19 protein-coding genes are annotated in these 23,355 nt (G+C 45.3%); 10 read left to right on the top strand and 9 right to left on the bottom strand.

What is annotated here, in order from left to right:
* The first annotated feature begins 44 nt into the window (after positions 1-44).
* The gene (locus C0J08_RS19765; protein ID WP_212653606.1) at positions 45-776 is read left to right on the top strand and encodes a 1-acylglycerol-3-phosphate O-acyltransferase; all 732 of its coding nucleotides are present in this window, start codon (positions 45-47) and stop codon (positions 774-776) included.
* On the opposite strand, the gene C0J08_RS19760 is transcribed toward C0J08_RS19765, so the two are convergent.
* Entirely contained in the window at positions 773-2,131 is a 1,359-nt protein-coding gene (locus tag C0J08_RS19760; RefSeq protein WP_212653605.1) for a DUF3482 domain-containing protein, read from the bottom strand. The two genes, C0J08_RS19765 and C0J08_RS19760, sit on opposite strands and share 4 nt — an antisense overlap.
* A gap of 3 nt (positions 2,132-2,134) precedes the next feature.
* The gene (locus C0J08_RS19755; protein ID WP_212653604.1) at positions 2,135-3,457 is read right to left on the bottom strand and encodes a DUF2868 domain-containing protein; all 1,323 of its coding nucleotides are present in this window, start codon (positions 3,455-3,457) and stop codon (positions 2,135-2,137) included.
* Between the two features lie 338 nt (positions 3,458-3,795).
* Here C0J08_RS19755 and C0J08_RS19750 point away from each other — a divergent pair, with 338 nt between their 5' ends.
* Entirely contained in the window at positions 3,796-5,409 is a 1,614-nt protein-coding gene (locus C0J08_RS19750; RefSeq protein WP_212653603.1) for a methyl-accepting chemotaxis protein, read from the top strand.
* A 75-nt stretch (positions 5,410-5,484) separates the two neighbouring features.
* Here C0J08_RS19750 and C0J08_RS19745 read toward each other — a convergent pair whose 3' ends face one another.
* Positions 5,485-5,946 (bottom strand): Lrp/AsnC family transcriptional regulator, encoded by a 462-nt coding sequence (locus C0J08_RS19745; protein WP_212653602.1) that lies wholly within the window; start codon positions 5,944-5,946, stop codon positions 5,485-5,487.
* A 137-nt stretch (positions 5,947-6,083) separates the two neighbouring features.
* Here C0J08_RS19745 and C0J08_RS19740 point away from each other — a divergent pair, with 137 nt between their 5' ends.
* Positions 6,084-7,040: a DMT family transporter gene (locus tag C0J08_RS19740; protein ID WP_212653601.1), complete on the top strand. Its 957-nt coding sequence runs from the start codon at positions 6,084-6,086 to the stop codon at positions 7,038-7,040.
* 80 nt (positions 7,041-7,120) lie between these two features.
* Here the strand turns inward: C0J08_RS19740 and ettA are convergent, their stop codons facing one another.
* Entirely contained in the window at positions 7,121-8,782 is a 1,662-nt protein-coding gene (gene ettA, locus C0J08_RS19735) for an energy-dependent translational throttle protein EttA (RefSeq protein WP_212653600.1), read from the bottom strand.
* A 201-nt stretch (positions 8,783-8,983) separates the two neighbouring features.
* Positions 8,984-9,889, bottom strand: a complete 906-nt coding sequence (locus tag C0J08_RS19730; protein ID WP_212653599.1) for a DMT family transporter — start codon at positions 9,887-9,889, stop codon at positions 8,984-8,986.
* Between the two features lie 162 nt (positions 9,890-10,051).
* Between C0J08_RS19730 and nrdR the strand changes: the two genes are divergently transcribed.
* From nrdR to C0J08_RS19700, 6 genes are all read left to right on the top strand, one after another.
* On the top strand, positions 10,052-10,540 hold the full coding sequence (gene nrdR, locus C0J08_RS19725) for a transcriptional regulator NrdR (RefSeq protein WP_212653598.1): 489 nt from the start codon (positions 10,052-10,054) through the stop codon (positions 10,538-10,540).
* Positions 10,537-11,691, top strand: coding sequence for a bifunctional diaminohydroxyphosphoribosylaminopyrimidine deaminase/5-amino-6-(5-phosphoribosylamino)uracil reductase RibD (gene ribD, locus C0J08_RS19720; RefSeq protein ID WP_212653597.1), 1,155 nt, complete (start codon positions 10,537-10,539; stop codon positions 11,689-11,691). Before nrdR ends, ribD begins: the two co-directional genes overlap by 4 nt.
* 275 nt (positions 11,692-11,966) lie before the next feature.
* Positions 11,967-12,491 (top strand): transcription antitermination factor NusB, encoded by a 525-nt coding sequence (nusB, locus tag C0J08_RS19715; RefSeq protein WP_212653596.1) that lies wholly within the window; start codon positions 11,967-11,969, stop codon positions 12,489-12,491.
* A 202-nt stretch (positions 12,492-12,693) separates the two neighbouring features.
* Positions 12,694-12,987: a DUF6172 family protein gene (locus C0J08_RS19710; protein WP_212653595.1), complete on the top strand. Its 294-nt coding sequence runs from the start codon at positions 12,694-12,696 to the stop codon at positions 12,985-12,987.
* A 178-nt stretch (positions 12,988-13,165) separates the two neighbouring features.
* Positions 13,166-14,116: a thiamine-phosphate kinase gene (gene thiL, locus C0J08_RS19705; protein ID WP_212653594.1), complete on the top strand. Its 951-nt coding sequence runs from the start codon at positions 13,166-13,168 to the stop codon at positions 14,114-14,116.
* Between the two features lie 58 nt (positions 14,117-14,174).
* Positions 14,175-14,657 carry a phosphatidylglycerophosphatase A family protein gene (locus C0J08_RS19700; protein ID WP_212653593.1) on the top strand — a complete coding sequence of 161 codons (483 nt, stop codon included), beginning with the start codon at positions 14,175-14,177 and terminating at the stop codon, positions 14,655-14,657.
* A gap of 71 nt (positions 14,658-14,728) precedes the next feature.
* Here C0J08_RS19700 and C0J08_RS19695 read toward each other — a convergent pair whose 3' ends face one another.
* The 4 genes from C0J08_RS19695 to C0J08_RS19680 all read right to left on the bottom strand — a co-directional run bounded on the left by C0J08_RS19695 (position 14,729) and on the right by C0J08_RS19680 (position 20,244).
* Positions 14,729-15,628: a LysR substrate-binding domain-containing protein gene (locus tag C0J08_RS19695; RefSeq protein WP_212653592.1), complete on the bottom strand. Its 900-nt coding sequence runs from the start codon at positions 15,626-15,628 to the stop codon at positions 14,729-14,731.
* Positions 15,629-15,839: 211 nt separating this feature from the next.
* Positions 15,840-17,336, bottom strand: a complete 1,497-nt coding sequence (locus C0J08_RS19690) for a CoA-acylating methylmalonate-semialdehyde dehydrogenase (RefSeq protein WP_212653591.1) — start codon at positions 17,334-17,336, stop codon at positions 15,840-15,842.
* Positions 17,337-17,390: 54 nt separating this feature from the next.
* The gene (locus tag C0J08_RS19685) at positions 17,391-18,551 is read right to left on the bottom strand and encodes an iron-containing alcohol dehydrogenase (RefSeq protein WP_212653590.1); all 1,161 of its coding nucleotides are present in this window, start codon (positions 18,549-18,551) and stop codon (positions 17,391-17,393) included.
* 112 nt (positions 18,552-18,663) lie between these two features.
* A complete protein-coding gene (locus C0J08_RS19680; RefSeq protein WP_212656361.1) occupies positions 18,664-20,244 on the bottom strand; it encodes a BCCT family transporter in 1,581 nt (526 codons plus the stop codon).
* 506 nt (positions 20,245-20,750) lie between these two features.
* Here C0J08_RS19680 and C0J08_RS19675 point away from each other — a divergent pair.
* The gene (locus C0J08_RS19675) at positions 20,751-23,264 is read left to right on the top strand and encodes a CoA transferase (RefSeq protein ID WP_212653589.1); all 2,514 of its coding nucleotides are present in this window, start codon (positions 20,751-20,753) and stop codon (positions 23,262-23,264) included.
* The last annotated feature ends 91 nt before the right edge of the window (positions 23,265-23,355 follow it).

The raw sequence follows: 23,355 nt of genomic DNA, 5'->3' as shown, positions 1-23,355 counted from the left end.
CCATAATCAATCTTACACGCTGTTATTGTGAGGTTTATTCCAATATGTTGCTTTTGATACGGATGGCATTGCTATTATTGTTGGTTGTAGGTGTAACACTTCTGGGGATTGTGTTTTGCTTGCTTACCTTGTGGTCAAAGAACCGCGTGTATTATCTGGGGCGTGTGTTTGCCCAAGTAGGCCCTTTGTTTGGCTTATCGGTTGAAGGGCGTGTCGCTGAATCTGCGAAGAATATACCTCAAGCGGTTTATGTGGCGAACCATCAAAATAATTTCGATTTGTTCACCCTCGCGGTGGTTGTCCCGAAAGGCGTGGTGACCGTAGGAAAAACTAGCCTGCGATGGATTCCTTTCTTTGGGGCGTTGTATTGGGCCAGTGGTAACTTCTTAATTAATCGAGAAAACCGCAAGCAGGCCATTGCCACCATTGACCAAATTGTCTCCAAAATGAAAAAAACCGGCTTATCTATTTGGATGTTTCCAGAAGGAACCCGAAGCCGTGGGCGTGGTTTGTTGCCCTTTAAACGAGGCGCATTCCATGCTGCTGTTCAAGCTGGGGTGCCCGTGGTGCCTGTGGTTTGCAGCAGCACACATGGTCAAATAAGCCTGAACCGTTGGAATAATGGTAAAGTGATCGTTGAAATGCTGCCGCCCATAGACACAGCAGGGCTGCACGAGACAGATGTGATAAAGCTGCTCAAGTCCTGTGAACAACAAATGCACGAAACACAGCAGCGCCTAGATCAAGAGCTGTTAAATCAAAACAAAGCGTCTTAACTTTTATTTGAGCTAAGCGCTTTTTCTAACACACTCTGCAATGCCAATTTGCTTGGATGGGAATCAGACAAGGTCTGGTTTTCCCATTCTGGATGTTGCTGAGCTTGTTTCCAATAGGGTTTTATCTGATCAATCAGTTCATCGTCCTGCGCTTGATTTGCTAGCTCGTAGGCTTGCTGAGATGCGTGACCTCGTTGGTGCAAATGGTGAATCGCTGTTAAGCCACGAAGGCACAACAGCGTCAAAGTGGCTTTATCAAGACACAGATAATAACGCTTGGTGAGTTTGCTTTTTAGGGTGTCCTTGTAGCGTTGTCCCGTTTTCCATGTGGCACCTAAAATAGCGCCAATGGTCGTAGCCGTGCCTAATGTTAATCCCGCAGACATGACATCAATGCCCGCCCCAATCGCCGCCCCCGTTAAGGCGCTGGTACTGGTTTCAACGCCCCATTCTTTTAGCGTCTCTGCATCAAAAATGTCTTGCTGCCAACGGTCATTCTTAATGGCGAGGGGAGTGGCTTTTAAGTCTTCCGCTTGGAACTCATAAAGTCGCAGCAAGTTTTTAATGTAGTGACTTTCTAGAACGCGTATTTTGTCTTCGAAAACGGAGGATTCCTCAGGTTTTGGCGGGTAGCTTGAGCATTCAAGACGAGTGCTGGCGGCTTTTAGTATCAATTCAGCTAATTGGTTAGCCGCCATGGTCTGGCGTAGTTGCGCCGCTTCTTCTCGGGACTCAATAAGGTGTTTGATGGCGTCATATTGTTCTGGCATCAGGCTCTGAATGCTCTGGTATAAACGCTTTTCGTCTTCGAAATAAAAGGCCACCGTGTCGTATTTGATGACGGCGTGCAAATGGCGCTCAGCCAGAACATGACGCCATGCCTCTAAATGCGCGCTGGGTGAGGCGCTGAAATTCAAAATAGGAATGATGGGTTTATTTGCACTGGCCAGTAACGCCAGCTCATCTAAATATTTACCCAGAGGGGCTTGGCGAATGTCTATCACGTATAAAATGATATCGGCTTTTGTGAGTTGCTTAAGTATCTTCGCCTCTTGTTCAAACTCATCTTGGGCAAAGTGGCTTTCACAAAATGGCTGTAGCCAGTCTGCGCCTTGATAAGCGCGGAATGCCTCTGAATGGCGAATGTCCCAAAGGCCGATTGAATCTTCAAACCCAGGTGTGTCGGTTAACGTGATAATGGCTTCTTGGCCAATATTGATCTTCACGCTTTCTACATGACGAGTGGTTCCCGCTCTATCACTGACTTCGCCAAAGTCTTGTTTGCGCAACAGGGTGCGGATCAAAGAGGTTTTGCCTGTGTTTGCGTGGCCAACGACCAAGAGAGATATCGACACGGCTTAGTCCTTCTGCTTGAGTTGGGTAGAGTAAATATGGGCTTCTTTGGCTAGACGTTGCCAGTCTTCGGCGAATTTAGCTTGGCCTTGCTCTGCAATCACCATGGTTAAAACCGAGTACATCTTGCTGGCTTGGGTGAAAAATCGTCGTGTGCCACGATCTGGACTTTGTTCTGCATTGACCAAAATATACATGGGCTCGTCATTCGCCGACGCGAGAAACCGATCTTGTTCCTCGCGACTATTTAATAAGGAAACTGAGCGCGTGGCGTGTAGGTAATCCGGTCGCGCCTGGCTCCATTCAAACAAGGCCCAATGTTGCGAAAAAGCACCCTCTGCCAGTGTGTTGCTATGTGTGTCATTTGCAGGAGCCGACGAACCAGAGCGATGATGATCGGCATCTAAGATATGTCGGCTTTGCTTTTCTTGTTGGCGGTAACGATTCTGAATGATTTTCTCTTGTGTACTGAGTGGCTGAGCCGCTCTTTTAAGGTGATATATAGCCACACAGACGATGGTTAACATTGCCCTTGGTAAGACGCCATAAAGGAAAATACTCGCGAGCAAGAAATTTGCCCAGTGTTGTCGAGTGGAAGCGGTCTGAGAAACAAGATCGACACGACTAGCCAGAATATCGACTTGGTTGGGAAGGGCAATACCCAACCATTGTGGAATCGCGCTGAGTGTTTGTGTTAGTTGAACAAAGGCGTCGTCGCTTAATAATGTGGTTTCCCAAGCAAAGTTGACTTGGTTGGTTAGTAACAGCAGTAGCGTCATGACCCAACCAGCGAATAAATAACACCCCCAAGCCCCATGAGAAATACTGCTGACCAGCCATTTATTGGCATGGTTAGGGCACTGCCAATGCAAATAAGCTGTACTCACTTCCGTATTGATATGTAAGTGCTTACCTACTTTCTTATTAAGGAAAATCAATAGGCTGAGCAAGAAACCTTGATGATTGTTGGACTGCCTCATGGTTGCCAACATGGTGACACACCAGACGATAAAGTTCAGCGCATGGAACCCCAATAAAATAATGAACAGCCAGAAAATATTGACCTGATTGGATTGGCTGGTGGCAAAGGCAGGCGGCACTGCCATAAAACCCAACAACAAAGAAACCAGCAGCAAGCCTAAAATGGCACGATTAAAATAGCGTTTTAGTTGCGTAAACTGCGCAAGATAGCTTTTGGGTTGTGGTGAGCGGTCTAGCTCATTAAGTGCTGTCGGTAAGTCGCTCGCATGAGTTGGCAGTCGAAACTCGGTATGAGCTTCTAACCAAGCTGCTAGAGAAAGTTTTGCGCTGTGAGTCGGGAAAGGCATGTTATCGCGTTACTCTTTTTTATGTGCTGTAAAGTGTAATGTTAGGAACAAAGAAAGTCTTTTTTTATTGGTTTTGTTTTATTAAATGCTGTTGAGAAACACTTCAATGACAGGATGAGTTTTACCTGTTTTCACATTTTTATTTAAAACTATCCTTGTCAATCAATTACTTAATTTTGTTTTCTGTCATTGCGCAACATCAAGGTGAGCGTGTTTATAAGTTATTTAGTTCTGTATATATGTAGGTAATTGTTAAGCCTTATTGATTCATGGTACAGGCTCGCCCTACTATGCTCTGACAGGCCGTAGACACGGCACTTTTGTTTGGAGATAAAATTATGCGTTTGAATTCCATTAGGGTAAAAAGTTCTTTGCCTGTTCTTGTGATGAGTATCACTTTTGTTGTTGCCTTGGTTTCAATGGGATACATAATTAATCAATTAAATATCGCATTGCATGCTCAAGCTGATGCATATGGTAAAGCTTCTGCCGTTATTCTGAATGCTGATAGAGACCTTTATCAAGCAAAACTTGCCGAACAACGTATTGTGGCAAATGTTGGCAATGTTCAAGAGGAAGAGAAAGATCGATTAGAGAATGCGCAACAAGTTAAGGATCGTTTTAACCTGTTTCGTGAGTTTTTGTCTGATGAGCCAGAAATCTATAAGCCGTTTGGTGGTTTTGATAAAGCTTTTACTACTTGGCTTAATGCTTCCAATGCCTTTGTTGTATTAGATAAAGAGGCTCCTACTTTTGCGGCTGCAGAGAAAAAAGCCAACGCCGAATTTGGTGCCCTTCGAGGTATTCTTGATCAAGCTGGCGAAGCCATTAATAGCCATGCTAGTGCCGCGAAAAAGAGTGTTATTGAAAAAGAAGAAGAGTTGCAACAGCTCGCTATTATTGTTGTGTTAATTGGTTTAATTATTGCCTCTTGGTTTAGTTACAAAACGCCTAAAACCCTTACTAACCAAGTCCGTTATTTAGGAATGCGTATTCGCGAAATATCAGAAGGTGATGGTGACTTAACTCAGCGCATCGAGTTTTCTACTAAGGATGAACTTGGGGACTTGGCCGATGAGTTTAACGGATTTGTTGATCGTCTAAGAGGCATTATCAGTAACATTCATAAACAATCCAGTGCGTTAGGGAACATGACTGGCCAGCTAAATAATGCGGCTTCGAAAACGTCTGATATTACAGCAGCTTTAGCCAATGCGTCAGCTTCTATTGTTAGTGCTGGCCATGAAATGGATATGTCCAATCAGCAAATGGCAACAGTAGCGCAAGATACAGCAGATGAAGCCAAAAACTCTAACAGCTTGACACAAAGTGGCATGTCGGCGGTAAATAAATCTCAACATGCCATTTCTGAATTAGTATCTGATATCGAGCTTGCGTTGGGACGTTCTGGTGAATTACAGAAGAGTTCAGAAAATATTGCTTCCGTTTTAGAAGTTATTCGTAACATCGCTGAGCAAACAAATTTGTTAGCATTGAACGCAGCAATCGAAGCGGCACGTGCTGGCGAGCAAGGGCGTGGTTTCGCTGTGGTGGCAGATGAGGTTCGTACCTTAGCAACACGCACCCAAGACAGTACCAATGAAATTGAAGCCATGATTGAGCAGCTTAAAGTGAACGTGGCAGAGTCGTCTAAAGCGATTCAAAATAGCCGTGATAATGCCGAATCTACTGTGAGTAACTTTGGTGAAGTAACCAGTATTTTTAATAGTTTGCAGGAATCTTTCGCAAAAGTTCAGGACATGGCGGCTCATACTGCCCAAGCGACACAGGAGCAGTCGATCGTTTCTAATGATATCAACCGCAACATGGTCTCTTTGAAGGATCAAACGGATTCTGTTCAGTCTGTATCTGATTTAATTCAGCAGCAATCAGAAGACATCACTAAGCTGTACAAAGTGTTGGATCAACAAGTGGGCAGTTTTAAAGTGTAAGTTCGATATAGGTCTATTATCTAAACCGCTTATTGAGAGATAAGCGGTTTTTTCGTTTATAACTTTTGTTTAGGTCTACAATATCCTTTTTAAAGGTAATGGCGCAGCGGTTTTAACGGAGCGAATTGCAAAATGACTTTGAATGTCTTTCACATGAGGCAAGGACTGAAGGGTTTTAAGAATACGCTCATAATCTTGTAGGTCCATTGCCACCACTTCGAGGCGATAATCGGCAATCCCCGAGACAAGGTGTGCGCTGATGATGTCTTCCATTGCCAAAATCGCATTTTCAAACACAATATGTTTGTCATCGGCATGGCTTTTTAAACGCACCTCTACGAATACCGTCATGGAAAAGCCCGCTTTTTGGCGATCAATGCGAGCGTGATAGCCCTCGATCACCCCTGCCTCTTCTAAATGCTTCACACGGCGTAAACAAGGTGAAGGCGACAAATGAATTTCTTCTGCTAAAGCCACGTTAGTGAGACGTCCATCGGACTGTAAGTGAGTAAGAATATCTAGGTCTGTTTTATCCATATTGGCACACTTGGTAATTTAAAAAGAATATATGAGTGTTCTATGCCAAAAAGTAGCCTTTATTGAGGGTAAATAGCAAGGACATGCTCGCGAATGAGAGCAGATAATAATGTTATCGATTTTCTTGCGAGGTAGGTATGTCCCAAACCGCTACACAGCACACATCATCCAATCCTGCTCAAGCGCTACCAAAGTACAAACAATACGCCACGGGTTGGGGCTTTCGTCTTGGCTTAATTGCGGCGTTTGTGAGCATTCTTATTTGGGCTTCTTGGCTGGTCAGTATGCGTGCTGGCATGACCAATACTTTGACCGCGTTTGATCTGGGGATTTTGCGTTTTTCTCCACCGGCTTTGTTGTTGTTTCCTTTCTTGTGGCGAGCCAGAGCACAGGTCAAAGCCGTATCGCCCCTATTATTAATGGGGATTGTTTGTGGAGCAGGGGTGCCATTTTTTTACCTGAGTGCCACCGGTTTGAAATACGCGCCTGCGTCTCACGCTGGCTTATTGATTCTGGGGGCGTTTCCCTTTTTTGTTACCTTATTAGCCGTGCTCTTTTATCAAGAAAAAGTCAGCCGTGAGCGAAAGCTGGGTTTGAGCTTGGTTTGTATCGGTGTCGTGGTGTTGTTTGTTTTGTCATTATTCACGGCCCCTGTTGATACGTGGAAAGGGGATTTATTGCTGCTGGCGGCCAGTTTTTTCTGGGCCGTTTACACAGTGAGTTTACGCATTGCTGGATTACCGCCCTTGGTCTCTACCGCTTTAATGGGCGGCGTTTCTTTACTCGTTTTATTGCTTCTTTGGGCAACAGGGCTTGCGTCCAGCGGCTTGGCCGAAGCGTCTTGGGATATGTTGGCAGGGCAGATCCTTGTGCAGAGTGTGCTCGTGGGCTTGATGACAGGGTTCTGTTATGGCTACGCTATCCAAAAATTGGGCGCTGAAAACATGGCCGCCATCGGGGCTTTTACCCCAGTTCTCGCCGCGCTCATCGCCATCCCCGTTCTTGGCGAACACCTAGAAGGCTACTCCATCGCTGGACTCCTCTTCGTCAGCGTTGGTGTTGTCATCGCGAGTGGGATCTTGAAGAAGCGGTAGCTTCTAAATGGTCATAAAAAAACCGCTTCCATTTCTGAAAGCGGTTTTCCATTCAATCCAACCAATTCTAGTAAATAGAATTACGCATCAATACGTTTGTATTTGATACGAGTTGGTGTGGCTTCGTTGCCAGTACGTTTTTTGTAGTCGGCTTCGTATTCTGCGTAGTTACCTTCGAAGAAGACGGCTTTAGAATCGCCTTCGTACGCTAGGATGTGTGTCGCGATACGGTCTAGGAACCAACGGTCGTGGGAAATAACAATCGCCGCACCTGGGAAGGCCAGTAGTGCGTCTTCCAGTGCACGTAATGTTTCTACGTCAAGGTCGTTGGTTGGCTCATCCAGTAGCAATACGTTGCCACCTTCTTTAAGCAATTTCGCAAGGTGCAAACGGTTACGCTCACCACCAGACAAATGCTTAACCAATTTTTGTTGATCCGACCCTTTGAAGTTAAAGCGACCAATGTAGGCGCGAGACGGCACTTTGTAGTTGTGCACCGTGATCATGTCTTGGCCATCTGCGATTTCTTCAAAGACGGTTTTGTCGCCATCTAGTTCACGCATTTGGTCAACGTAAGCAAGTTGTACTGTTTCGCCTAATGTGACTGTGCCAGTATCTGGTTGCTCGATGCCTGCGATCATTTTGAATAAGGTCGATTTACCGGCACCGTTACCACCAACAACTCCGACGATTGCGCCTTGTGGCACGACCATGTTGAAGTCTTCAAGTAGCATCTTGTGTTCGAAGCTTTTGCTAACACCTTCGATTTCGATGACTTTGTTACCAAGACGTGGTCCTGGTGGAATGTACAACTCGTTGGTTTCGTTACGATCTTGGAACTCTTGTGAGTTCATTTCTTCGAATCGAGCCAAACGGGCTTTGGATTTAGACTGACGGCCTTTGGCGTTTTGGCGAACCCACTCAAGCTCCGATTTAATGGCTTTTTGGTGAGACGCTTGTTGCTTCGCTTCTTGTTCTAGACGAGCATTTTTTTGCTCCAACCAAGAAGAGTAGTTGCCTTCGTATGGAATACCATGGCCACGGTCCAATTCCAGAATCCAGCCCGCTGCGTTATCTAGGAAGTAACGGTCGTGGGTAATCGCCACAACAGTACCTGGGTAATCTTTTAAGAAGCGCTCTAGCCAAGCAACGGATTCGGCATCCAAATGGTTGGTTGGTTCGTCTAGAAGAATCATGTCTGGTTTGTCTAGCAATAGACGACACAGAGCCACACGACGACGTTCACCACCAGAAAGGTGCTCAACTTTGGCATCCCAGTGTGGAAGGCGAAGTGCGTCAGCGGCGACTTCAAGGGCACGCTCTAAGTTGTGGCCTTCTTTGGCTTCGATCAAGGCTTCAAGTTGGCCTTGTTCTTTTGCTAGGGCATCAAAGTCTGCATCGGGTTCTGCGTATGCGGCATACACGGCATCTAAACGAGCCATGGCTTCAATCACGTCGCTGAAAGCTTCTTCAACAATACCGCGAACGTTTTTTTCTGGATCAAGGTGAGGCTCTTGTTCCAAGTAGCCGATTTTGATGCCCGGCATTGGGCGTGCTTCACCATTATGCTCGGTATCAACACCCGCCATGATGCGTAGTAGAGTCGATTTACCAGAACCGTTAAGACCCAATACACCGATCTTAGCGCCAGGGAAGAATGAAAGAGAAATGTCTTTTAGAATCTCGCGCTTAGGTGGAACAACCTTTCCAACGCGGTTCATGCTGTATACGAATTGAGCCATAAATAGTCAACTTATCCTATGATTAGAAATCTAAGCACGATGAATACATTTACCAATACGTTGTTAAAACTGACGCCTTGGTTTTGCTGGTAACGTCGTGAATACATTTCGTTAAAACGCTCCATGGGCTTGTTAAAAAAACGTCGCCAAGTCGATGGAGAGCCAAATGCAATGAGTGGGCTAAGGATAGCACAGGCAAGGCTATTTCAGAATAATCAAAGCCGCACCGGTTACAACGAAAATAGCCCCAAGCCAAGCGCCAAATGCGGGACGTTGGCCGGTGGTGATCCACAAACCGGGTAAAATTAACACAGGCACAACCGCTGATAGGGTGGTGACAATCCCAACGTTGGCGTTGCCCACACCCCAGACTAAAACGCTCATACCAATCACCATGCCAATGGTGGCAAGGGCTGCAATGCCCATGAAGTCAAAACGTGTGAGCTGAGTAAATGGAATGGCATCGCTAGGCTGTTTGTGTCGATAGTACAAACTGTAAGCCAAAACCAGCGCAAGTGCGCCAGTACCCACACGTAAAGCGGATACCGCAATAGGGTCTGCTCCATCGATTAACGCAGGTTTGCTGAGTAAGGCACCACTGGCTTGACCCAGTGCCGCTCCGAGGGCGAGAAGAATCCCAACGCTTAGCTTACCTTTGGTTTGCTCCCAAGCATGAAGGTTAGTTTTACGACCAAAAAGAATGGCAATAACCACGCCGATTAATACCAAAGCGCAGGCAAAAAGTTGATGGAATGACAGATTTTCTCCTAAAAACAACCAACCTAATAGAATCGACATAGGTGCATTGGTGGCAAAGAGAACCCCTGTGCGTCGAGGGCCAAGACGATGCACTGCTGTGAATAGCATGGTGTCACCGATAAAAATCCCTAACAGACCTGAGATCATGACTATTTCAGTATGCTGCCATAAAGCCGAGTTAAAGCGTTGGCCGATTACGCAAATCGCTAATAGAATTGTACTGGCAATCACAATGCGGAAGGTGTTGAAGCGCATAGTGCCAAAACGTTGGATTAGGTTTGGCGCCATTAAACTTGAAATGGTCCAACATAAGGCCGCAACCAAGCCTGATAATTCTGCGAATGGCATATAAATCCTTATAAAGTCATTCATTTTCTAAATTAGAAGAATGATAAAAGCGCACATCGTCGCTTGGTAGCTATATTATGGCGGGGTTGATATTATTCCACTCATCATGCGATGGCCTAGTGACAGGCATTCTTACACCAAATTAGCGATATTGGAAGCACCATGCGATGCCCTTTTTGTGGAACTCAAGATACTAAAGTTGTGGACTCTCGATTGGTTTCCGAAGGCGCACAAGTTCGTCGCCGTCGTACCTGTATTCATTGCCAAGAGCGCTTTACTACTTTTGAAGTGGCCGAATTACAAATGCCAAAACTGATCAAAAGCGATGGCAGTAGAGAGGTCTTTGATGAAGACAAATTGCGCAACGGCATTATCAAAGCGATTGAAAAGCGTCCCGTTAGTATTGAAGCGGTAGAAACCGCAATCAGTCGAATCAAAGAAAAAATGCAAGCGACTGGCGAACGTGAATTGCCATCTCGCTGGACAGGTGAAGCCGTGATGGATGAGTTACAGCGCCTTGATCAAGTGGCTTATGTGCGTTTTGCCTCTGTATACCGAAGTTTTAAAGACATCAGTGAATTCCGTGAGGCGATTGATCGCCTAGAAAGTCATGCCACGGACCCAGAACCTAAAAAAGAAGACGAAATATGACTGCTTATAACCATGAGCATTGGATGGCAAAAGCTATTCAATTAGCAAAGAAAGGCCGTTACACCACGCATCCTAACCCTCGTGTTGGATGTGTCTTGGTCAAAGATCAGCAAATTATCGGTCAAGGCTTTCATGTTAAAGCTGGAGAAGGGCACGCGGAAGTCAATGCGCTAGCAGACGCAAAACAAGATGCCGTTGGTGCTACGGCGTATGTGACTTTGGAGCCATGCAGTCACCAAGGCAAAACCCCGCCTTGTGCTGACGCCTTGATCAAAGCCGGTGTGGCGCGGGTAGTTTATGGCATGCAGGATCCCAACCCTGAAGTGTCTGGAAATGGTCTGGCCAAAATCAAAAAAGCGGGCATTGAAGTTATTGGTCCTGTGTTAGAAGACGACTGCGAAGCGCTTAATCCTGGTTTTATTAAACGCATGCGTGAAGGCCTTCCTTATGTGCGAGTGAAACTGGCCATGAGTATGGACGGCCGCACGGCGATGGAGTCAGGCGAAAGTCAATGGATCACTGACTCCGCGGCACGTCTTGATGTTCAGCGTTTACGTGCCCAAAGCGATGCGATAGTGACGGGTATTGGTTCGGTTTTGGCGGATAATCCCAGCATGACAGTGCGTATTGATAACGATGATCAAGAAGCCGATCCGAAAAGTGTTCGTCAGCCGATTCGCGTTATTATGGATACGGCCTTGTCGATTCTTCCTGAAGCCAAAATTCTTTATCCAACCAATCAAGCTTGGGTCTTTTCAGTTGAAGACGAAGTGGAAGATGAGCATCTCGACGTACTGGCAAAAAAAGGCGTCACCGTGCGCTTTGCACCTCGTGGTGAAGATGGCCGACTGGATTTGTTGGATGCCATGGAACAGCTTGCCGACGCGGGCATTAATGAAGTCTTGTTAGAAGCAGGCGCGGAACTGGCTGGTGGTTTTTTGGAAGCGGGTTTGATCGACGAAATCGTGGTTTACATGGCGCCAAAACTGTTGGGCTCCAATGCTCGGCCGTTATTCAAATTGCCTTTAGATACAATGAATGAAGCGGTTGATCTAACGCTCAAATCGGTTCGTCAAGTTGGACAAGATGTGCGTTTGGTGTATGTGCCAAAATACCTAGACGAAGATTTTGAAGATGGTTTTGACGACTAGCTAAGGCCTGAGTCATTGCTTTTTCAGGCTTTTTTTGCGGAATTTCTGAAAATTGTTTTTTCTTGCAGATATTTCGCTAACTTTGCCGAGAAACCTAGAATAAATGTTGCTATAATCGCCGCCCAAGACAACCCATATATTCGTACCTTTGGTCGATATGACTCAGACGCTGTCTAAATGCAGTGTTTAATAGCTCTTTAACAACCAAGGGTACTTTCAAACAGACAAAAGCGTCAGCCCACAAGGCGGCGTAGTCTGGACAATTGAGGCAAAAAATGAGCGAAGTGGAAACAACAAACGATCAAACTCCAGCACCAAAACGTAAGGATAAAAAGCCTTCACGTTCGCAATTGCGCAGTGCTTCACGTCGTTTGGCATTACAAGCGGTCTACCAATGGCAGATGAACCAAACTGCGGTTAGTGAGATCGAAACTCAATTCGTGATGAACCAAGATCAAGAAATGGATTCTTGTGACAAAATCTACTTCCGCGAATTACTTCAAGGCGTAACGGCCAGTGCTAAAAAACTGGACGTATTGTTTGAAGAGTTACTAGATCGTCCTTTGAGCGAACTAGACCCTATCGAATTAGCAGTTATGCGTATTGGGGCATTTGAACTGTCACAACGTTTGGATGTGCCATACCGTGTTGCGATCAACGAAAGTGTTGAGTTGGCAAAAGGCTTCGGCGCGACAGAAAGCCATAAATACGTAAATGGTATTATGGACAAATTAGCGCAGCGTGTACGCCGCGAAGAAATCGCTGCTCGACGAGAAGCGAATAAAGAATCAAACAAGTAATAGTACCTATTACGAAAAGATACCTAAGAGCCCCGTTATTACTGGTTAATAACGGGGCTTTTTTATGTCTTTAGATTTGCCTTGGCTGGAGCATAAAAAGAATGCTTTGTTTCGTTATATTGATGGCTGCTTACTTGGGAACCCGTTATCATGCGCGGTATTAAGGTGGCTATGTAAGCTCACCAATAGGTCTAGGATCATAATGAAAAAGAACTTTGTTTTATCTCACCCCAAAAAACCATACCAGCGCCTGATTGAAGAAGCGAAAAACGAAGTTAAGCAATACATTAAAGCCGAGCGCAATAAAGTGTTACCCGAGGGGGCGGATTTTTGGGGATTTAGCTGCAAGTTTGGTCAAACGGCAGATAAAGCAAGAGCGATCCACGAAGGTGATATCAATATGAATATTAGCTCGGCGCAAAGCCAACATTGGAAAACCTTCTACCTAGAAGTGATTCCAACACCTAAAACACGTACTAAGCGAGCAGATGGTTAACGCTGGGTATTAAGACTGAATTTTTCTTAAAAGGGCAGGTTGTATTAGACGATCTGCCCTTTTTGTTTCTGACATCTTGCCGACAATACGGTATCCTCTGTGCCAGTAAATAAGCTTACCTTTATTTACTGGGCGAATGCCTTGGTTGGTTTTTTAATCGAGTTTGAAAGGATCTTTTTTGAAAGAATTCGAGTTGATACAAAACATCTTTCAAGCGTCTGTGATGGCGGGTACGCAAGGGCGTAGCGATCTTTTATTAGGTATTGGCGATGATTGTGCTCAGGTGCAAGTGCCACAAGGTCAGAGTTTGGTGTTTTCTATGGATACCTTGGTCGAAGGGCGGCATTTTCCTTTCGATGCGGACCCGGTAGATATCGGTTATCGCGCGGTGGCCAGCTGTGTGAGTGATTTGGCTGCCATGGGGGCAAAGCCTGCTTTTTTTACCTTGGGTTTAACGATTCCACATTCTGATCCGCAATGGTTGGCTGGTCTAGCACAAGGTATGGCAGAACTGGCGGAACCCATTGGTTTGGCGTTAGTGGGCGGCGATACGACCAAAGGGCCGTTAACCATTACACTGCAAGTGCACGGTTATGTGGAACCCGATATGGCCGTGAAGCGCAGCGGGGCTAAAGTCGGTGATGATATATACGTGACGGGATTACTGGGCGATGCCGCTGCCGCCGTACCTATCGTTACCGGTGAGTTGCAAGTTTCCAGTGAGCGATTTGATTATTTCTACGATCGTTTTTGGCGCCCACAGCCAAGGCTGATCGCTGGGATGGCATTGAAGCGTGTGGTGCATGCCATGATGGATATTTCAGATGGTCTTGCCCAAGATGTCCAACATATACTAAAAGCGTCTGGTGTGGGTGCCCATATCGATGCCAGCCGTCTTCCTATTTCCGCTGAGTTATTGCGATGGCAACCTGAGTCTGCTGTGGCTCTGGCGTTAACTGGCGGTGACGACTACGAGTTATGTTTTGCCGCTCCGAAGGCGCAAGCCGCAGAAATAGCGTTAATTACCCAAACTTTGAGTTTACCTTGCACCAAGGTCGGGGAAATTGTTGCAGAAGGTTTTAGTATCCAAGGTTATGATGGCGAAATAATAGGCTGGCAACATTTTTAGGGGCGACTATTGCGCTCACAAAGTATGTTTAGATTTTAATTTTAAAGGTAATAGTTTCATGGTGAATTCTGCCCCAGCGTCGGTATGGCGTAATCCGATACATTTTTTGGCATTTGGCCTTGGCTCTGGTGCTGCACCAAAAGCGCCCGGAACCTTTGGTACATTGGCGGCTGTACCTTTGTTTATTTGGTTTCTACAAGATTTAACCGCGACAGCGTACTTCATTGTGCTGGTGGTGACTTCGTTACTGGGAGTGTATTTGTGTGGTAAAACCTCCAAAGACATGGGGGTGCATGATCATGCTGGTATCGTTTGGGATGAGTTTGTAGGGTTTTGGATCACCATGTGGCTGGCACCTGCCGGTTGGTTTTATATCGTGCTGGGCTTTGTATTGTTTCGCCTCTTCGATATCTTGAAACCTTGGCCAATCTCTTGGGTTGATAAGAATATTCATGGCGGCTTCGGTATTATGCTGGATGATATTTTGGCGGGTGTGATGTCTTTTATTGTGCTGCAAGCCTTGGTCGCTTTTGTTTTTTAAGTCTTTTTTCTGCTGATTCGTCTGACTATGACAAACTGGTCTAAGTTTGTCATAGTGCATTTCTCACTGGCTTAGGCGCGTTGCGCTTGTGCCATTTCCAATAGCCATTGTTTGAATATTTCTGCATTTGGGTGCAAGTATTTTTGTGCTTGATGGGTCAGAAAAAAGGCTTCTGATGTTTCGACTCTTTGTGTAAAGGGTTCAATTAGGCTGCCTTCTTTCAACATTTCAGATACCAGTGACGTTCGGCCAATCGCGAAGCCTTGTCCCAGTTTTGCCATTTCTAGTGCCGAAATGAGGGTGTCAAACTGGATGCCTAAACCATTGTCTTTGTGTTCAGTGCCGGTTTGATTCAGCCAATAGCCCCAACCTTCTTCATACCCTAATACATGCAACAGTCTATGTTCTGACAGCATGTCGGTGTGTGGTTGCTCTGAGTAACCTTGTATTAAGCTGGGGCTGCAAACAGGAAAGAGTTCGTCCCAAGTCAGTCGCTCGGCTTTCACATCGGACCATATGCCACGGCCATAGCGAATGTTTAAGTCGGTTTCACGTTCTTTTTCTGCTCCGTCTTGCCATATATTGCTGGTAAAGCATATGCGAATGTCTGGATGTTGCTCATAAAAAAGTGGCAACTTTGGGGCAAGCCAAGTGGTAAAAAAGACCAAACTGACGCGGATAGTGACTTGTTTACTGGGTCCTTGACCAAATAACTCATTTGTTACGGCAGATAAGCGATTAATGGATTCATGAATCGCTGGAACATAGGCTAATCCTGCATCGGTTAAGGCTAAACCTCTTGGTAAGCGTTTAAACAATGAAGTGCCCAATTGAGATTCTAGGCTTTTCACTTGTTGGCTAATAGCTGCTTGGGTGAGGTTGAGCTCATTGGCCGCTTGAGTGAAGTTTAGGTGACGGGCTGAAGCTTCAAAGGAGCGAAGCCAGTTGAGTGGGGGTAATCTTTTTTTCATGTTTTCTATCTCAACAAAAGTGCCAACATTGGCTATCTATCTGCCACAATCCGATCTCAAAATGTTTGAAACATTGCCCAGAGTGAGTAGGTTTGTCGGTGGTACAAGTTTTTATATTTATTGAGTGCCAAAATAACTGTTTTTCAAAAAAAAGCTATAGAAAAAAGGAGGTTAACGAGTGTTAACCTCCTTTTTTATTAAACGCTACTGGTTATTTCATGGTTGGCATAGAAAATTCCACACCTTCTCGTACGCCTGCAGAAGGCCAGCGCTGAGTCACGGTTTTACGTTTGGTGTAAAAACGAACGCCATCTGGGCCATAAGCATGTAGGTCACCGAAAAGTGAGCGTTTCCAACCACCAAAACTGTGGTAAGCCACAGGCACTGGCAGTGGAACGTTTATGCCCACCATGCCCACTTGGATGTTATCAGAGAAGTAGCGTGCGGCTTCCCCATCACGAGTGAAGATACACGTGCCGTTACCGTACTCATGAGCATCGATCAGGTCCATGGCTTCTTGCATTGTGTTCACTCGAACAATTTGCAAAACAGGGCCAAAAATCTCTTCTTGGTAGCTAACCATATCAGGACGAACGTTATCGATTAATGTCGCACCAACAAAGAAGCCGTTTTCATAGCCTTTTATTTCGACGTTACGTCCATCTACAACGATTTTCGCACCTTGTTGTTCTGCGCTATTGATGTAACCAAGGACTTTTTCTTGATGAGCTTTGGTGATAACAGGACCAAAATCATTGCTCGCATCAGAGTAAGGGCCCACATTCAGTGATTGCATCGCGGCTTGCATCTTTTCGGCAAGTGCGTCTCCTGCGGCATCGCCAACCGTCACCGCAACAGAAAGCGCCATACAGCGTTCGCCAGAGGAACCAAAGGCCGCGCCAACCAGTTGGTTCACGGCATTGTCCATATCCGCATCAGGCATCACGATGGCGTGGTTTTTTGCGCCACCTAGGGCTTGGCAGCGTTTGCCGTTGGCATTCGCTGTGGTGTAAATGTATTCCGCAATCGGAGTCGAGCCAACGAAACTGACGGCTTTAATGCGGTCATCATTCAACAGTGTATCAACGGCTTCTTTGTCACCGTTCACCACATTCATCACGCCATCTGGAAGGCCTGCTTCTTTTAATAGTTGCGCAATAAACAAGGTGGAGCTTGGGTCACGCTCAGAAGGCTTAAGAATAAAGCAGTTGCCACATACCAAAGCCATTGGGAACATCCATAAAGGCACCATAGCTGGGAAGTTAAATGGTGTGATACCTGCAACAACACCGATAGGCTGAAATTCACTCCATGAGTCGATGTTTGGGCCGACATTTTTACTGTGCTCGCCTTTTAAAAGTTCAGGTGCGCCACACGCGTATTCTACGTTTTCAATACCACGTTGTAGTTCGCCCGCCGCATCATGAGTGATTTTACCATGCTCTTCGCCAATCATTTTACAGATGGTATCAGCGTGTTTTTCTAGCAGGGCTTTGAAGTTAAACATGATACGAGCACGTTTAATCGGTGGTGTATTGCGCCATGCAGGGTAGGCGGCTTGTGCCACCGCAATGGCTTCTTCTACTGTTTTTTTAGAAGCCAAATCGACTTGTTTACTTACCTCACCAGTAGAAGGATTGAATATATCTTGCTGGCGAGTGCCTTCGATGACGATGTTGCCGTTAATTAGCTGTCCAACTGTGTTCATTTTTATTTTTCCTATGATTAACGTTTAACTATTGATGTTTTTATATTGGCTTATTTAGTCCCATAGCTTTTTATAGAGCTCAATCACTTCATCGGCACTGGGAACTCGTGGGTTGTTATTTGGAGAGCCGGACGCTAATGCTTGTTCTGCCATTGTGTTTAAAAGCCCCATGAAGTGGTCTTTTTCAATACCAAACTCTTCTGGAGTGGGGACTTTCAATTCTTCATTAAGTGCTTTTAATTCTTCAATGAGTTTGGCATTTGCACTGTCATCACTGTCTTGATTGGAAGCAATACCCATGGCTCGCGCGCAATCCGCATAACGCTCAGGAGCGGCGGGAATGGAGTACTCTGTTACGGTAGGCAATAACATAGCGTTGGATAAACCATGTGGAACATGAAAAGCGGCACCGATAGGTCGACTCATACCGTGAACTAGGGCAACAGAGGCGTTAGAGAAGGCGACACCCGCGAGGGTAGAACCCAACATCATAGATTCACGTGCCGCTTCATCTGAACCGTTGTGATAGACACGACGCAGGTTTGGTGCAATAAGGCGCATGGCTTCTAATGCTTGTGTGTCACTGTAAAGGCTTGCTTTTTTACTGACGTAAGCTTCCATGGCATGAGTTAACGCATCGATTCCTGTGTCCGCCGTGGTTCTTGCTGGCAGGGACAAGGTTAAGTTGAAATCGACTAATGCCGCTATCGGCATAAAGCCCACACCCATGCAGAGCATTTTTTCGTCAGTTTTTTCATCCGTAATGATGGTGACTTTTGTGACCTCAGAGCCTGTCCCTGCTGTCGTCGGGATCGCAATGATAGGTAGCCCCGATTCGGTAACAACACGAGGGAATTTGTAATCACGCATTTCGCCGCCAAATTTACCCAAAATACTAATGGCTTTTGCGCTGTCTATTGGGCTACCACCGCCTAATGCAATGATACTGTCGTAATCGCCTTGTTGAATTTTCTCAACTCCCGCTTGAATCGACGCGACGGTTGGTTCGGGTAAAGTGTCGTCAAAGATATCAGCCTTGATGCCTTTTTCAGCAAGAACGGCCTGAACTTTATCGGCATAACCCAGTTGCACCATCATCTTATCTGTGATGATGAGTGGGCTACGGCAGTCCAGACTTTCTAGGATTGATGGCGTAGCATGGCTGGCATCTTTGCCGACTTGTAACATGCGTGGAAGAATAATCTGAGTAGACATGTCGTCTCCTAGTGTTAAGTGTTTTAACAAAATTGATTGAGTCTGTGACTAGGTTTTAGCGATTTGAAACGTATTGTTCATCGGTCTCAAATCGCTGTTTTTATCCTACTGGCTAAGTATGTTCAGTAGCTGGTTTGAGTTTTTTGGATGGCTTGTCTTGGAATTCTTCCCTTAGAGATTTCATCAACCCATAAGTCGCCATTATGACGATGAAAGAGAAAGGCAATGCGGCGACAATGGACGCTGTTTGCAAGGCTTTTAATCCACCGGCGTATAGTAGGACGGCTGCCACAGCACCAATAGCCGCGCCCCAAAAGACTCGGAATTTTGCAGGTGGATGCTCATCACCGAAAGACACAATGGTACAAATTACTAGAGTGGCGGAGTCTGCTGACGTTACAAAGTAGGTCACCAACATCACGGTACATAGACTCGAAATAATGATGGTTACAATGTTACCGGCGTTCATACTTTCAATGGTTGTGAACAACGCCATAGTGGTGTCGGCATTTACGGCTTCTGTGATACCACCTGCGCCAAACAATTCAACAAACATCGCGGTGTTACCAAAAATCGAAATCCAGAATGCTGCCAATAATGTTGGAGCAATGAGCACCCCGAAGACGAATTCACGAATGGTACGGCCTTTAGAGATACGTGCGATGAAGATACCGCAGAAAGGCGCCCAAGCAATCCACCAACCCCAGTAGAAAATAGTCCACCAGCTTTGCCATTGACGTTCAGGATCTGGATCAACCCAAAAACCCAATCCAACGACGTTGGTAATATAGTCACCTAGGTTAGTCACAAACGCGCCGAGTACATAAACTGTTGGCCCAAAGACAATAAAGAGTAAAAGGATCACGATCGTTAAGTGCATATTCCACTCACTTAAAATCTTGATACCTTTATTCAAGCCAGTTAAAACGGAACCTGTTGCAATCACAGACAAGATAGCGATGAGGGTTATTTGATTTGCAGTCGAGATCTCGAAACCAAACAAATAAGACAGGCCAGCATTCATCTGCTGTGCCCCCAAGCCTAGTGAGGTTGCAATACCAAATACGGTACCGAATACGGCGAGTAAATCGGCAGCGTGGCCGATTGGACCATAGATTCGATCGCCAAAAATAGGGTGTAAACTAGAGCGAATAGAAAGAGGTAGTCCTTTTCTATAAGAAAAATAAGCTAGGGCCAAACCAATTACGGCAAATAATGCCCAGCCATGAAGTCCCCAATGGAAGATAGCCACTCGCATTGCAACTTGCGCGGCGGCAACTGTGCCAACTTGGGCATCCGTAATAAAAGGGTTGCCTTGGAAGTAATAAATAGGCTCAGCGATACTCCAAAAGAGAATACCAATACCAATCCCCGCACTAAACAGCATTGAAAACCAAGCATAGTTACTGAATTCTGGTCGATCTGAGTCTTTTCCTAAGCGAATATCTCCGTATTTACTGAAGCTAATCCAGACAGCAAAAAAGAGAAAGAAGCTCATCAAACCGATGTAGTACCAATCTAAGTTTGACGAGATGAAGTTATTAGCAGAACTGTAAACTTCGTTTGCAACGGTTGGGTCCAGTACGGTAAACAACACAAATGCAATTACTAGAAGGGCGGAACCAACCGCTAGAATAGGGTGGGTACCGGAAAACAATCCTTTTTTGGGAAGAACATAAGATTTGTCGTTCATCTTCATCGTGTAACCCTCTCTGTGGCGTTATTGCGCTTCGATACCATTAAATTTAATAACGCTTTAATGGGGTGGTCTAAACGGATGAACTTAGAAGTCGTTATATTATTCATATTGCCATTCTCACTATTATTTTTATTTTATAGTTAAGACATTTTCAGCCAGTCTTATTCTTTCTTTATTTCGAAAAACATTGTTATGAATCTTGTTGAAAGAGAGAAGCAATAAAATATCTATCTAAGCCCCTATAAAATTTATAGCTCCATAGTCTTTTCCTTCTTAGTAATAAAAAAAACGACCTCTTAGGGTGATTTTATTTTGCTGGTTCGTTATTTAATTCGCTCCTAATATTCTGCTTTCGAGAAATGGTTAAATTGGATGAACTCAAAAGTTACCAATTATTTCGTCTAATAAAAGCAGCCGGGATTCCGGTATAAAAATAAATAAACCAGTCTATGCCCTCTCTTTATAAAGGGTTGGATCAGGTGAATTAGGATGAAGTAGATATGAATAAACAGAATCAATTACCGCTAGCAGGTGTTCGAGTCGCTGATTTCGGCCAGCAAATTGCGGGTCCTGCTGTTGCTATGGTATTGGCCGATTTAGGCGCTACGGTTGTACACATAGATCCGCCTGGCGGTCCAAGCTGGAAGCATCCTGCCAACGCTATATTGAATCGTAACAAAGCATCTCTTTGTATCGATCTCAAGACTCCATCAGGTTTAGAGCAGGCGTTAGAGTTGATTGATAATGTTGATATTGTGATCGAAAGCTTTCGTCCTGACGTGATGAAAAGATTGGGAATTGATTTCATTAAACTGCGTGAATCTCGTCCTGAATTAATTACACTATCTATGCCTGGTTTTGCGAGCAATGACGAACTGCGCCGTGATTGGAAAGCGACGGAAGCCGTGGTTGCGGCCATGTCTGGCGCCTTTACTGATATGGGCTTTAACCGTGTTTTAATGGGGCTAAATCCAAGCTTCTCGCCTTTGCCATTGGGCTCGTCTTATTCCATTACACTAGCAGCCAGCTCCATTGCGCTTGCCTTGTTTGAAAGAGAAAAAACTGGTCGCGGGGACAATATTGAAGTGCCTATTGCGGCCGCGCTAATGGAAGGTCTGTCATATAATTCCTATTTAGTGGATCAATTACCAGAGCGCTATAAAACGATGCGTGAGCTTGAAATAGAGCATCGTAAGCTTAATCGTATAAAAATGGATCTTAGTTATGAGCAATTACAAGAATATTTAGATCCATTTTACCGAACATACATGTGTGCGGATGGACGTCAGTTTTACTGTGTTTGTCCTTCCCATCGCAATCACGCCAAAAGAGCGTTAAAAGCACTGGGTATTTATGATGAACTGATGGCGGAAGGCTTGCCTGATGTGAAAGATCTACACGTGCCAATTAGTGAATGGGACGGAGAAACTTCGATCGGTGTTTATCCGTTGCCGAAAAAATGGGCAGACATCATTTCAGAGAAGATGAAAAAAGCGTTTCTTCAGAAAACGTCTGCTGAGTGGGGCGTTATCTTTGGTGAAGGGCAGATTCCTGGCGCTCCTCACCGCACGACTCAAGAGTGGGTGAATAGTAAGCATTGTAATGACTCTGGCTTAATCGTAGAGGTGGAAAATACCGAATTCGGTACGATGAAGCAGCCAGGGCCGATTGTTTGGTTCGAAAATGAATCGGAAGCGATGCTACACCCTAAAGCGGAACAAAAGGTGAGCTTTGAAGAGGCTTTAGTACGCTTGAAAGAGGGGGCGAAATTGGAAGATATCTCTCGCCCAACAGGAAAAAACATACTGCCTAAAAGTGGCGCTGGTTGGCTTGATGGGGTGAAAATATTAGATCTAACCAATGTGATAGCAGGCCCTCACTCTACCGCCTTTATGGCTCGTTTTGGTGCTGAGATCACGAAGTTAGACCCTGTGACTCCCTTGTATGATCCTCTAATAGGGATTTTATTTTCCTTCCAAACAGGCGTTGGTAAAAAAAGCGCCTTGGTCAATATTATGACCAAAGAAGGTCGCGAAGTGTTTGATCGTTTGGTGAGGAGTGTGGATATTGTGGTCATTAATGCACCAGACCGACAAATGAAACCTCTAGGGTTGGATCAAGACAGCTTGAGTGCGATCAACCCAGATGTGCTTTTCTGTCGTCTTGACTGCTTTGGTGGGCCACGTCCGGGCAGCAAAACAAACTACATTGGGTATGACGATATTATTCAGGCCAATAGCGGAATAATGAGCCGCTTTGGCAAACCAGAAACGCCAGAAGAACACGCCCATTTAGGTACGCTAGATGTGAACTGTGGTTTTGCCGGCGCGCTAGGTATGGCGATTGCACTGTATCAAAAGCGTAAAACAGGCAAAGTGACTCGAGTAAGAACGTCTCTGTCTGCGGTGACCAATATTGCGCAGATACCGTTTGCCTTTGATTATGAAGGTCGAGGGCCATTTGATGAAGCGTCTGGTCGAGATGTATTGGGGAATCATGCCTTGTCACACTTTTATCAAACGAGTGATGGTTGGGTATTATTAGACTCGCATCAAGATGAGTTGGCGAAGATGGAGGAGATTCAAGGTTTAGGTGGCATTCAAGAAAGCCATGATGTTGGTCGTTTTTTACGTGAAAACCTCATAAATGAATCGTCAGAGTACTGGATCAAAGAATTTGCTATCGCTGATATTGCCTGTGCAGAAACGGTTTCTATTGCGTTTTTACGTCAGCACAACAGTCGAGTAGCAGATCAAGAGGTAGGGATTGACCGAGGGAGTTATGCCTTCTCGATTTTCCCAGACCATCCAAGTGGTCATTGTCTTACGCAGGTAGACCCATACGCTATTCGTCCATTAGAAGCTAAAATTAAAGCTGTGACGCCAACGGAAAAATTTGGTACATCAACGGTAGACGTCTTGCAGGGCTTGGGCTACGAGGAAGATGATATTAATGTGATGCTAGAGAAAAGAATTGCTGCTACTGGATGGGGGAGAGAATTTTTACCAAGTTAAGTGACACAGGAAAGCGGTAACTGAAAAAAGAATCTAATGTAAAGCCCCTTGCTCGTTGAATGATCAGCGTAAGGGGCTTTAATTTTGCTGT

This window comes from Marinomonas sp. CT5 (genome assembly GCF_018336975.1).
Lineage (GTDB): Bacteria > Pseudomonadota > Gammaproteobacteria > Pseudomonadales > Marinomonadaceae > Marinomonas.
This window is presented reverse-complemented; position numbering and strand designations above follow the sequence as displayed.